The 12,330-nt window shown below is 61.9% G+C and carries 9 protein-coding genes and 2 pseudogenes; 3 read left to right on the top strand and 8 right to left on the bottom strand.

Translation table 11 applies throughout. The features are described 5' to 3' along the window. Window positions 1-37: 37 nt before the first annotated feature. Complete coding sequence (locus ACF8MI_RS27475) at window positions 38-1,201, bottom strand: type III PLP-dependent enzyme (protein ID WP_016713187.1); 1,164 nt, start codon at window positions 1,199-1,201, stop codon at window positions 38-40. A gap of 494 nt (window positions 1,202-1,695) precedes the next feature. Between ACF8MI_RS27475 and ACF8MI_RS27470 the strand changes: the two are divergent. Both ACF8MI_RS27470 and ACF8MI_RS27465 read left to right on the top strand, forming a co-directional pair. Further along, window positions 1,696-1,794 (top strand): annotated as a pseudogene (locus ACF8MI_RS27470) (RNA polymerase subunit sigma-24); the annotation flags it as partial. Next, window positions 1,794-3,698 (top strand): annotated as a pseudogene (locus tag ACF8MI_RS27465) (TonB-dependent receptor family protein); the annotation flags it as partial. The pseudogenes ACF8MI_RS27470 and ACF8MI_RS27465, both read left to right, overlap by 1 nt. A gap of 36 nt (window positions 3,699-3,734) precedes the next feature. Here ACF8MI_RS27465 and ACF8MI_RS27460 read toward each other — a convergent pair. The 4 genes from ACF8MI_RS27460 to ACF8MI_RS27445 are packed head-to-tail and all read right to left on the bottom strand — an operon-like array spanning window position 3,735 to window position 7,180. Continuing rightward, the gene (locus tag ACF8MI_RS27460) at window positions 3,735-4,892 is read right to left on the bottom strand and encodes a betaine/proline/choline family ABC transporter ATP-binding protein (protein WP_060501814.1); all 1,158 of its coding nucleotides are present in this window, start codon (window positions 4,890-4,892) and stop codon (window positions 3,735-3,737) included. Next, window positions 4,889-5,542 carry an ABC transporter permease gene (locus ACF8MI_RS27455; protein WP_016713182.1) on the bottom strand — a complete coding sequence of 218 codons (654 nt, stop codon included), beginning with the start codon at window positions 5,540-5,542 and terminating at the stop codon, window positions 4,889-4,891. The genes ACF8MI_RS27460 and ACF8MI_RS27455 overlap by 4 nt, the downstream gene beginning before the upstream one ends. Further along, complete coding sequence (locus tag ACF8MI_RS27450; RefSeq protein ID WP_060501812.1) at window positions 5,539-6,453, bottom strand: glycine betaine ABC transporter substrate-binding protein; 915 nt, start codon at window positions 6,451-6,453, stop codon at window positions 5,539-5,541. Before ACF8MI_RS27450 ends, ACF8MI_RS27455 begins: the two co-directional genes overlap by 4 nt. Before the next feature lie 13 nt (window positions 6,454-6,466). Further along, on the bottom strand, window positions 6,467-7,180 hold the full coding sequence (locus tag ACF8MI_RS27445; RefSeq protein ID WP_028698933.1) for an ABC transporter permease: 714 nt from the start codon (window positions 7,178-7,180) through the stop codon (window positions 6,467-6,469). A gap of 558 nt (window positions 7,181-7,738) precedes the next feature. Here ACF8MI_RS27445 and ACF8MI_RS27440 point away from each other — a divergent pair. Then, window positions 7,739-9,322 carry a peptide chain release factor 3 gene (locus ACF8MI_RS27440; protein ID WP_200928788.1) on the top strand — a complete coding sequence of 528 codons (1,584 nt, stop codon included), beginning with the start codon at window positions 7,739-7,741 and terminating at the stop codon, window positions 9,320-9,322. A gap of 31 nt (window positions 9,323-9,353) precedes the next feature. Here the strand turns inward: ACF8MI_RS27440 and ACF8MI_RS27435 are convergent, their stop codons facing one another. Genes ACF8MI_RS27435 through ACF8MI_RS27425 form a run of 3 tightly spaced genes read right to left on the bottom strand, consistent with a single transcriptional unit; the run spans window position 9,354 to window position 12,266 of the window. Next, window positions 9,354-10,433 (bottom strand): polyamine ABC transporter substrate-binding protein, encoded by a 1,080-nt coding sequence (locus ACF8MI_RS27435; RefSeq protein WP_060501809.1) that lies wholly within the window; start codon window positions 10,431-10,433, stop codon window positions 9,354-9,356. A gap of 52 nt (window positions 10,434-10,485) precedes the next feature. Then, window positions 10,486-10,827: a cupin domain-containing protein gene (locus ACF8MI_RS27430; protein WP_016501370.1), complete on the bottom strand. Its 342-nt coding sequence runs from the start codon at window positions 10,825-10,827 to the stop codon at window positions 10,486-10,488. A 32-nt stretch (window positions 10,828-10,859) separates the two neighbouring features. Further along, the gene (locus ACF8MI_RS27425) at window positions 10,860-12,266 is read right to left on the bottom strand and encodes an FAD-binding oxidoreductase (RefSeq protein WP_060501807.1); all 1,407 of its coding nucleotides are present in this window, start codon (window positions 12,264-12,266) and stop codon (window positions 10,860-10,862) included. Between the last annotated feature and the right edge of the window lie 64 nt (window positions 12,267-12,330).

Below are 12,330 nucleotides of genomic sequence, written 5' to 3'. Positions count from 1 at the left end.
CACAAATGAAAACGGGGCCTTGCGGCCCCGTTCTGCATTACAGGTAGTAAGCCTTCAGCGGCGGGAAACCGTTGAATTCCACCGCGCTGTAGCTGGTGGTGTAGGCGCCGGTCGACAGCCAGTACAGGCGGTCACCGATGGCCAGGTTCAGCGGGAGGCCGTACTTGTAGTTTTCGTACATGATGTCGGCGCTGTCGCAGGTTGGGCCGGCGATGACCACTTCTTCGGCTTCGCCTTTCTTCTCGGTCCAGATCGGGAACTTGATGGCTTCGTCCATGGTTTCGATCAGGCCGGAGAACTTGCCCACGTCGGTGTAGATCCAGCGCTCGACGGCGGTACGCGACTTGCGCGCCACCAGCACCACTTCGCTGACCAGGATACCGGCGTTGGCAATCAGCGAACGGCCTGGCTCCAGGATGATTTCCGGCAGCTCGTCACCGAAGTCTTCCTTCAGGAAGCGGATGATTTCTTCAGCGTAGGTTTCCAGGCTGTTGGTACGGGTGATGTAGTTGGCCGGGAAGCCGCCACCCATGTTGATCAGCTTGAGCTCGATGCCGTCTTCTTCCTTCAGGCGCTCGAAGATCACCTTGACCTTGGCAATGGCAGCATCCCATACGCTGATGTCGCGCTGCTGCGAGCCCACGTGGAAGGAGATGCCGTAAGGCACCAGGCCCAGGTCGCGGGCAAGGATCAGCAGGTCCATGGCCATGTCGGTCTGGCAGCCGAATTTACGGGACAGTGGCCAGTCGGCAGTGGTGGAGCCTTCGGTCAGGATACGCACATACACTTTCGAACCCGGTGCGGCCTTGGCGATGTTGCGCAGGTCGGCTTCGGAGTCGGTGGCGTACAGGCGCACGCCCTTCTCGTAGAAGTAGCGGATGTCCTTGGACTTCTTGATGGTGTTGCCGTAGCTGATACGGTCGGCGCTGACGCCACGGCCCAGCACTTTGTCCAACTCGTAGATCGAGGCGATGTCGAAGCTCGAACCTTTCTCTTTGAGCAGGTCGATGATTTCGACGGCCGGGTTGGCCTTGACCGCGTAGTACACCTTGGCGAATTCGAAACCGGCGCGCAGGTCGTCATAGGCCTGGCTGATCATCTGGGTATCGATGAGTACGAACGGGGTTTCCTGCTTGTCGGCGAATGCCTTCATTTTCTGGAAGGTGTCACGCGCGAAATAGTCTTCGACCTGGATCGACATGCTCAGGGACTCCATGGGCAAACTGAAAGAATAAGTGGCTGCAAACTGAACGTCCTCCGTATCCCCACTTTGGTTCGCCTACTCAGTACTTGAGCCGGATGGATCGTTTCCAGCATGGACGTTCGGCGCGCACTTTAGGGCGTGAAGAATGCAGAATCAACAGGTAATCCGGGCGTGATCGGCGTGGATCGACGACCAGCCATTTGAATAACCGACCCATGTGACCGGCTGATGTTCCCCACGATGTTTCAAGCGTTAAATATTGTGGAATAGACCGTATTGGCTCCTTCGCGGGCGCGCCCGCTCCCACAGGCATCGCGCGCTTTCTGGGGGAGCGGGCGTGCCCGGGAAATGGCTTCAGGTGTTCATATTTATGGCCACATTTTCCTGGCACCCACGTACAGGAAATTGCTCATAAATTTTTTGTTACCGAATGGCGGATTTGCTGGTTTTGATGAGAAACATTACTATTCGCACCCTTATCTGCCTCCCTGATGACCCCCGACCATGAGCTGATCGGCACCTGGACGCGCAAACTGCGCAGTCGTCAGCAGGCCGAGGACCTCACCCACGATGCCTTTGTCCGGGTACTGGCGATGCGCAGCAGAGTGTGGTGCAGAACCACCCCGGCGCGCGCACCGTGGTACGCCGCGAGGCGATGGTGGAGAAGGGCGCGATGAACGTGCGCGATGTGCTTCGCGGCATCCCGGGTGTGCAGGTGCAGGATTCCAACGGCACCGGCGGTAGCGACCTGTCGCTGAACGTGGCCGTGCGCGGCCTCACCTCGCGCCTGTCGCCGCGCGCCACCGTGTTGATCGACGGCATCCCGGCCGCGTTCGCGCCGTATGGCCAGCCGCAGCTGTCGATGGCGCCGATTTCCTCGGGCAACCTCGACAGCATCGACGTGGTACGTGGTGCAGGCTCGGTACGCTATGGCCCGCAGAGCGTGGGCGGGGTGATCAACTTCGTCACCCGGGCGATTCCGGAAAAACCTTCCGCAGAGTTGTCCACCACGCTGGAAACTTCCCAGCACGGCGGCTGGAAGCACACCGAGTCGGCCTTCGTCGGCGGCACGGCAGACAACGGCATGGGTGTGGCGCTGCTGTACACCGGGCTCAACGGCAACGGCTACCGTGAAAGCAACAACGGCAACGATATCGACGACGTTATCCTCAAGACCCACTGGGCGCCGACCGATGTCGACGAGTTCTGGCTCAACTTCCACTACTACGATGGCCGTGCTGACATGCCCGGTGGCCTGAACCAGGCCCAGTACGACAGCAACCCGTACCAGTCGCTGCGCGACCACGACTACTTCGCCGGTCGGCGCAAGGACGTGTCGTTCAAATGGCAACGCCAGCTCGACGATGCCACCCAGTTCGAAGTGCTGACTTATTACACCGACAGCTTCCATGGCAGTGCCATCGCTTCGCGTGACATGAAGACCCTGTCGTCGTACCCGCGCAACTACCACACCTTCGCCATCGAGCCGCGTGTGTCGCGCATCTTCTTTGCCGGCCCGACCACGCAGGAAGTCAGTGTGGGTTACCGCTACCTGAAGGAAGCGATGCGTGAGCAGTCGACGCGCCTGGCGCTGATCGACAACGTCCCCACCGTGACCCCGACCTCCGACGGCCATGTGTTCCAGGACCGCAGCGGTGGCACCGAGGCCAGTGCCTACTACATCGACGACAAGATCGACGTGGGCAACTGGACCATCACCCCGGGCATCCGCTTCGAGCACATCAACACTGACTGGCGCGACCGCCCGGTGCTGGATGCCAACAACCGCTCGGTGGCGGAGAAGAAACGCAGCATTACCAGCAACGAGCCGCTGCCGGCGCTGAGCGTGATGTACCACATCTCCGACGCGTGGAAAGTGTTCGCCAACTAGGAAACTTCGTTCGGCAGTTTGCAGTACTTCCAGCTGGGGCAGGGCGGGACAGGCAACAGCACGGCCAATGGCCTGGAGCCGGAAAAGGCCAAGACCTACGAAATTGGCACGCGTTATGACGATGGCGGTTTTGCCGGTGAGCTGACGGCGTTCTACATCGACTTCGATGACGAACTGCAATACATCAGCAACGACGTGGGCTGGACCAACCTGGGTGCGACCAAGCACCAAGGGGTCGAGGCTTCTGTGCGCTATGACCTGGCCGGGCTGGACCCGCGCCTGGATGGCTTGTCGGTGAGCGGTGGCTACACCTTTACCCGTGCAACCTATGAAGGTGAGATCCCGGGCTTCAAGGGCCGTGACTTGCCGTTCTATTCACGTCAGGTGGTCACTGCCGGCGTGCGCTACGCGGTCAACCGCTGGACCTGGAACCTGGATGCCTACGCCCAATCCAAGCAGCGTGCGCCGGGCACCGGGATCAATGCCGACGGGGGTGAAGAACCTGTTCGACAAGCAGTACTTCACCCGTTCCAGCGACAACAATGCCGGCATTATGTGGGGGAGCCGCGAACCTTTTATGTGCAGGCCAGTGTAGGGTTCTGATCTGAGATCGCCGGGGGCGCAAAGCGCCCCCAGCGATTACGAAACCACCGCCTCAGCGGGCGAGACAATGCTGGTCTTCGCTCCGCGCGACCTGCCCGAACTCAGGTAAGCCGCAATCGACTCTTGCGTCACCTCGCCCAAAAACACCTGCTCCGCATCCAGCACCGGCAACCACGCCCTATTAAACTCGTACATCCGCGACAGCAGGATGCGCAAATGCTCATCATGCGACGCCGTGGCATTGAACGGCCGCAGGAATTCACCACAGGTGCCCTGCTGGCGGTGCATGTCACGCCGGCGCACATAGCCCAGCGCCTTGTTCTGTGTATCGGTCACCACCACGTAGCGGCGGTCGTGCTCATCCAGCAGCTCCAACGCATCGCTCACAGGCGTTTCCGGGCTCACCGACGGCGCGTTGTCCGCCGCATCCTCGGCACGCACCAGCAACAGGCGTTTGAGGGTGCTGTCCTGGCCAACGAAGTTGCTGACAAACTCATCCGCCGGGTGCGCCAGCAGGGTGTCCGGGTGGTCCAGCTGCAACAGTTTGCCGGCACGGAAGATGGCGATCTTGTCGCCCAGCTTGATCGCCTCGTCGATGTCGTGGCTGACCATGATCACCGTCTTGTTCAGCGCCCGCTGCATCTCGAAGAACTCGTTCTGGATCATCTCGCGGTTGATCGGGTCGACCGCGCCGAACGGCTCGTCCATCAGCAGCACCGGCGCTTCTGCCGCCAAGGCGCGGATCACGCCGATGCGCTGCTGCTGGCCACCGGACAGCTCGCGCGGGTAGCGCTGCAGGTACTGCTTGGGCTCGAGCTTGATCATGTGCATCAGCTCGCGCGCACGCTCGTGGCACTTTTGCTTGTCCCAGCCGAGCAGGCGCGGGACCACAGTGATGTTCTCTTCGATGGTCATGTTGGGGAACAAACCGATCTGCTGGATCACATAGCCGATGTGCCGGCGCAGGGTCACTTCGTCCAGCCCGGTGGTGTCTTCGCCATTGATGAACACCTGGCCCGAGGTGGGCGTGATCAGGCGGTTGATCATTTTCAGCGTGGTGCTTTTGCCGCAGCCCGAGGGGCCGAGGAACACGCAGATTTCCCCTTCGTTGACGGTGAGGTTGACCGCGTCGACGGCTTTCACGTCCTTGCCGTTGACGTTGAAGGTTTTGCTGAGGTTCTTCAGTTCGATCATGAGCGCAGTCCTTCTGGAGTCAGGGCACGTTGCAGGGTTTGCAGGAGCAGGTCGGCAATGATTGCCAGCAGGCTGACCAGCACGGCGCCGACCAGCAGCATCGACATGTCGCTGCGGCTGATGGAGGTGAGGATGAGCACACCCAGGCCGCCGGCACCGATGGTGGCGGCAATGGTCATGACGCCGATGTTCATGACCACGGCGGTGCGCACGCCGGCGAGGATCACCGGCACGGCAATGGGCAGCTCGACCATGCGCAGGCGCTGGCCGAAGGTCATGCCGATGCCGCGTGCGGCTTCACGGATGCCGGGCTCGACGTTGGTCAGGGCCAGGTAGGTGTTACGCATGATCGGCAGCAGCGAATAGAGGAACACGGCAGTGATCGCCGGGAGTGGTCCAAGGCCTTGGCCGAATTTGGAGTAGAACGGCAGCAGAAGGCCGAACAGGGCGATGGAGGGGATGGTCAGCAGCACCGTGGCGCTGGCCTGCAATGGGCCTGCGAGGGCCGGGAAGCGCGTCATCAGAATGCCCAGCGGCACCCCGACGAGGATCGCCAGGCCCACTGCGATGCCCACCAGCATGATGTGCTGCCAGGTTAGTTGCAGCACCTGGGCCCAGTCCAGGTGGCTGAAGGTATCGATCAGGTTCATGGCTGGCCCTCGCTGTTCAGTGGGTGCTCACGCAGGAAGGCGGCGGCAACGGCGGTCGGGTTCTGGTGCTCGACGTCGACCTTGGCGTTGAGCTGGCGCATGGTTTCGTCATCCAGCTGCTCGGCCAGCGGCTTGAGCAGGCTGGCCAGTTGCGGGTTGGCGTCGAGCACGGCTTTGCGCACCACCGGGGCGGCGGTGTAGTCCGGGAAGTAGTGCTTGTCGTCTTTCAGCAGCTTGAGGTCGAAGGCGTTCAGGCGGCCATCGGTGGTGTACACCAGGCCGGCGAACACCTGGTTATTGCGCATGGCCGTGTAGACGAGGCCGCCGTCCATCTGGCGAATGTTGCGACGGTCCAGCGGCAGGCCGTACATCTCGCGCAGGCCGACCAGACCATCGGGGCGGTTGGCGAACTCGGTGTCCAGCGCCACCAGGTGGGTACGCTGGCTTTCGTCACGCAGCACCTGGTTGAGGTCGCTGATGGTGTTGACCTGCGGGTAGGCTTCGGCCACTTGGCGGGGCAGGCCCAATGCATAAGTGTTGCTGAACTTCGACGGGGTCAGCCAGATCAGGTCCTTTTTCGCATCCAGCGCCTTCACCCTGGCGAAGGTGGCTTCGGCATTGGGCATGCGCTCGTCGATATGGTTGTACGAGACCAGCGACACGCCGGTGTATTCCCACATCAGGTCGAGCTGGCCGGTCTCCTGGGCCTGGCGTGCGATGTTGCTGCCAAGGCCGGTGGTGACGCGCACGTCGAAGCCATTGGCACGCAGGTATTGCGCGGTGATTTCGGCGAGCACGGTCTGTTCGGTGAACACCCGCGCGCCGATGCGCACCAGCGGTTTTTCCGCTGCCTGGGCAAATCCTGCGAACAGCAGGGCCGCGCCCAGCAGCAAGGCGATTCTTTTCTTCATACGTTCCCTATCCTTATTGGGCCAGGCCACGTTCCAGCCAGCGCTTGCTGGAGAAACTCACCGCTGCGTCCAGCACCAGGGCCAGCAGCGCGGTGCACGCGGCGCCCAGCAGCAGCTGTGGCTGGTTGTTCAGGGCGATGCCGGGGAAGATGAGGCTGCCCAGGCTGTTGGCACCGATCAGAAAAGCCAGGGGGGCGGTGCCCACGTTCAACGCCAGGGCCACGCGAACACCGCCGACGATGATCGGCACGGCGTTGGGCAATTCCACCTGCCAGAGTTGCTGGCGCGGGGTCATGCCGATGCCGGTGGCGGCTTCCTTGAGCGAGGCGGGGACGTTTTTCAGGCCTTCGTAGGTGTTGCGCACGATGGGCAGAAGAGAGGCGAGGAACAGTGCGAAGATCGCAGGCCCGGCGCCAATGCCCAGGATACTGAGCGCGATGGCCAGAACGGCCAGGGGAGGGATGGTGTTGCCAACGTTGAAGAACTGCATGAAGCGCTCGGCTTTGTCGACCCGGTGCGGTCGACTGAGCGCAATGCCGGCGGGGATGCCCACGGCCAACGCCGCCGCCATCGAAGCCAGCACCAGTACCAGGTGCGCTTGCAGGTAGAACCCCAGATCATCGCGATAACGCGTGATCGTGTCGATGCCGATCCAGTGGATCAGCAGGGCCAGGATGACGAGCACGGTGGCGCATCCCAACAGCCCTTTTCCGTAGCGTTTAGCCACAGGCGGACTCCTTGTGTTGTCGGCGAGCACACTTCTTTTTTGCCGGCCAGTGCTGGCGGCGAATGGTGTGTTCGCGAGTAGCAGCTTGATACACGCCGAAGGCTGCGATCAGGCCATGAGCCGAACCCCGTCGGGCCCGAAAATGCTGATGAAATCAGTCCCCAACCGAAGCGGGTTGCAGGGGAGGGGACGTCTCCGTGGGCGTAAAGGTTCCCATCTGAAGCGGCATTTGGCCAGCGTTAATCACTGGGGGCTTGAATTTTTGGCGAGAAAAAACAGCAGCTTAATGCGGCACAGGCGTTGATATCACTGCGCTTTGGCTATTTGTGGTGATAAAGCGATTGCCTGATGAATAGGTTGCTATTGGTCTGGCCCTATCGCCGGCGAGCCAGCTCCCACAGGTACTGCGCAAGGCGTTAATGCTGTGGAGGTCCTTGTGGGCGCTGGCTTGCCGGCGATGAGGCCGGAACAGGTGCCGCTGGTTCACTAGATTTTGGTCCCCGCCCAACTTCAGGTATGATATCGCCCCTTTTTAATCCCCCAGTCAGGCGATTTCCCATGACCAACCAGGCCGCCGAAGTCGCGAAGCGCCGCACTTTCGCAATCATTTCCCACCCCGACGCCGGTAAGACCACCATCACCGAGAAGCTGCTGCTGATGGGCAAGGCCATTGCCGTCGCCGGTACCGTGAAGTCGCGCAAGTCCGACCGCCACGCCACCTCCGACTGGATGGAAATGGAGAAGCAGCGCGGCATCTCCATCACCACCTCGGTGATGCAGTTCCCGTACCGCGAGCACATGATCAACCTGCTCGACACCCCCGGCCACGAAGACTTCTCGGAAGACACCTACCGCACCCTGACCGCAGTGGACTCGGCGCTGATGGTGCTCGACGGTGGTAAAGGTGTTGAGCCGCGTACCATCGCCCTGATGGACGTGTGCCGCCTGCGCGATACGCCGATCGTCAGCTTCATCAACAAACTCGACCGTGACATCCGTGACCCGATCGAACTGCTGGACGAGATCGAAGCCGTACTGAAGATCAAGGCCGCGCCGATCACCTGGCCGATTGGTTGCTACCGCGACTTCAAAGGCGTGTACCACCTCACCGGCGACTACATCGTGGTGTACACCCCTGGCCACGGCCATGAGCGCACCGAAGCCAAGATCATCCAGAAGCTGGACTCGGACGAAGCCCGCGCACACCTGGGTGACCAGTACGATTCGTTTGTCGAGCAGCTGGAACTGGTGCAGGGTGCCTGCCATGAGTTCAACCAGGAAGAGTTCATCAACGGTCAGCTGACCCCGGTGTTCTTCGGTACGGCACTGGGCAACTTCGGTGTGGATCACGTGCTCGACGCCGTGGTCGACTGGGCGCCGCGCCCGCTGGGCCGCGTTGCCCACGAGCGTACCGTCGAGCCTGTGGAAGAGAAGTTCACCGGCTTCGTGTTCAAGATCCAGGCGAACATGGACCCGAAACACCGCGACCGTATCGCCTTCATGCGCATCTGCTCGGGCAAGTACGAGAAGGGCATGAAGATGCGCCACGTGCGTCTGAACAAGGACCTGCGTATCGGCGATGCGCTGACCTTCTTCTCCTCCGAGCGTGAACAGCTGGAAGAGGCCTTTGCCGGTGACATCATCGGCCTGCACAACCACGGCACCATCCAGATCGGTGACACCTTCACCGAGGGCGAAGCGCTGGGCTTCACCGGTATCCCGCACTTCGCCCCGGAGCTGTTCCGTCGCGTGCGCCTCAAGGACCCACTGAAGTCCAAGCAGCTGCGCCAAGGCTTGCAGCAGCTGGCTGAAGAAGGTGCCACCCAGGTGTTCTTCCCGGAGCGCAGTAACGACATCATCCTCGGTGCGGTCGGTGTGCTGCAGTTCGACGTGGTCGCCAGCCGCCTGAAGGAAGAGTACAAGGTCGAGTGCGCCTACGAGCCGATCACCGTGTGGTCGGCCCGCTGGATCAACTGCGACGACAAGAAGAAGCTCGAGGAATTCCAGACCAAGGCCATGGAAAACCTGGCCATCGACGGTGGTGGTCACCTGACCTACCTGGCGCCTACCCGGGTCAACCTGTCGCTGATGGAAGAGCGCTGGCCGGACATCAAGTTCCGCGCTACCCGCGAGCATCACTGATTGCTTGATTGGGGCCGCAAAGCGGCCCCTTTCAGTTTCCGGCCTTGATACTGGTCCAGATCCGTGTGCGAATGCGGTCGATCTTCGCCGGCATCGCCTCCAGCGCATACAGCTTGCCCATCACATCCTCGCTCGGGTAAATCATCGTATTACCCTTCATCGCCGGGTCCACTAGCCCGTCCGCCCTCAGGTTGCCATTGGCGTACTGCACATGGTTGCTGATGTTGGCCATCACGTCCGGCTGTAGCAGGTAGTTCATGTAGGCATACCCGGCTTTTTCATCCGGAGCATCCGCCGGCATGGCCACCATGTCGAACCACATGGGCGCGCCTTCCTTGGGGATCGAGTAGCCCACCTTCACCCCGTTCTTCGCTTCTTCGGCACGGTTCTTCGCCTGCAACACATCCCCCGAGAAGCCCACCACCACGCAAATGTCGCCATTGGCCAGGTCGCCGGTGTACTTCGATGAGTGGAAGTAGCTGATGTAAGGGCGTACCTGCATCAGCAATGCCTTGGCCTTGTCGTAGTCCGCCGGGTTCTGGCTATGGTGTGGCAGGCCCAGGTAGTGCAAGGCAATCGGCAGCAGTTCAGGGCCGTTGTCCAGCACCGCAACGCCGCAGCTTTTCAGCTTGCTCATGTACTCGGGCTTGAAGATGAGGTCCCACGAATCAACCGGCGCATTGTCGCCGAGCACCGCCTTCACCTTGTCGATGTTGTAGCCGATGCCGGTACTGCCCCACAGGTAAGGGAACCCGTACTGGTTGCCTGGGTCGTTCACTTCCAGCGCCTTGAGCAGTACGGGGTTGAGGTTTTTCCAGTTGGGCAACTGCGACTTATCCAGGCGCTTCAGGGCCTTGCCCTGGATTTGCCGGGCCATGAAGTGGTTGGAGGGGAACACCACGTCGTAGCCGGAGTTGCCGGTCATCAGCTTGCCGTCGAGGGTTTCGTTGCTGTCGTACACGTCATAGGTGGGCACGATGCCGCTGGCTTGCTGGAAGTTCTTCAGCGTGTCGGGGGCGACATAGCTGGACCAGTTGTAGATCTTCACTGTTTCGGCGGCGCCGGCCACGCTGGCGGCCAGCATCAGGGGTGCAAGAAGGAGCGTGCGCATGTCGGGGTTACCTTGCTTTGTCTGTTGTTATCGAAGGCAGGCGATCAGCGGATCAGAAGATAAGGACGTAGGTCTTGCGCACGGTCTCCTGGATGTCCCAGGTGCCAGTGCTGTTGGCCGGTAGCATCAATGCGTCTCCGGCTTCTATGACCAGGGGTTCGCCACCGTCGGGGGTGAAGGTGCAGCGGCCCTTGATGAAATGGCAGAACTCCTGCTGCACGATCTGCCGGCGCCAGCGCCCGGGGGTGCATTCCCAGATGCCGGTTTCCACGCCGTCGCTGCGCTCCACGCAGGTGACCGACGTCACCGCTACGGGTTCGCCAAGCGGTACCGCGACCGGGTTGCTGCTGTCGAGCACGGCGCTGTCAGTGTTCTTGAACTGGGTGATGCTCATGACCGGTGGATCCTGTGTAGGGGAAAAGGAAGTCAGTGCATGAAGCCTTCCATGAAGTCCGCAAGCGAGCTGGCCAGGCGCCGCCTCCAGGGCGCGCTGGCGGGGTTGGCGAGGGTCCGGTCCTCGTGGACGAAGCTTTGGATGATGGCGTTGTAGCCCAGCCAGCGGCAGGGTTCGGGTGGCCAGCTGGCCAGGCTGGAAACCGCGCGGTTGTCGAGCACCCAGGGCTGCGCGGTCAGTTCGTTGTGCTGGTTGAGGATCAATGCTGCAAGCGTGCGCCCGCCCAGGTTGGTGGCGCCGACACCTTCGCCGCCGTAGCCGCCAGCCAGGGCAATGCCACGCTGGCGGTCGCACAGCATGTGCGGGCGGAAGCGTCGGGCCATGCCCAGGTTGCCCCCCCAGGAGTGGGTGATGCGTACGTGTTTCAGTTGCGGGAAAAGCTCGCTAAACAGGTAACGGCGCAGTTCGATTTCATGCGCGTCGAGGTTGAAGTTTTCGCGCAGTCGGCCGCCGAAGCGATAGCCTCCGCGGGCACCGAATACCAGGCGGTTGTCGGCGGTGCGCTGGCCATAGGTAACCTGGCGGCTGCTTTCGCTGAAGGCCTGGCCTTGGCTCAGGCCGATCTGCTCCCAGGTTGAGTCCGGCAGCGGCTCGGTGGCCACCAGCAGGCTCTGTACCGGCAACTGATGTTTGCCCAGTGGCGGCAGGCTGGCAGCGTAACCTTCCACGGCAGGCACTACCCACTGGCAGCGAATCCGTGCCAGCGGCGTGCGCACCTCGCCGGGCTGCCAATCGATGGCCGGCGTGTTTTCATAGATTGGTACGCCCATCGCCTCCACTGTCCGAGCCAAACCGCGCACGAGTCTGGCCGGCTGGATGGTCGCGGTGTGCGGGCTGTAGATGGCGCCAAAGGCATTGCTGACCCGCAGTTGGGCGTCCAGTTGCTCGGGGCGCAGCCAGCGGTAGTCGTCTTCGGTCATGCCTTGGCGATACAGATCGTCCAGGTAGGCGCGCAGGCTGCGTTCCTGCTCGGGGTAGCGTGCGGCGCAGTACAGCACGCCGCCTTTGCGGTAGTCGCAGTCGATGCCTTCGCGTTGCAGCACACGCTGTACTTCATCGGGAATGCCGTGCAGCAGGTCGATGCTGGCCCGGCGCTGTTGGGGCGACAGGGTGGCCAGCAGGCGGTCTTCGCCCAGCAGGTTGCCCATCAGCCAGCCGCCGTTGCGCCCGGAGGCGCCGAAACCGGCGATGTTGGCGTCGATCACCGCGACGTTCAGCTGCGGGGCTTGGCGCTTGAGGTAGTAGGCAGTCCACAGTCCGGTGTAGCCGGCACCGATGATGCACACATCCGCAACCAGGTCTTCACGCAGGGCCGGGCGAGCGCACAGTGGCTCGTCGAGCTGGTCCATCCACAGGCTGAGCGTGCGCAGGGGTTGCATCGGGTCGGGCTCCACATCCGTCAAGGTCTGTGGGCGATCCTAGTGGGGTGTGCGGGCGGCTGTC

This window comes from Pseudomonas sp. yb_9 (assembly GCF_043103635.1).
GTDB classification, from domain to species: domain Bacteria; phylum Pseudomonadota; class Gammaproteobacteria; order Pseudomonadales; family Pseudomonadaceae; genus Aquipseudomonas; species Aquipseudomonas monteilii.
The sequence above is the reverse complement of the archived record's forward strand: the minus strand, read 5'-3'. Positions and strand labels throughout refer to the sequence as shown.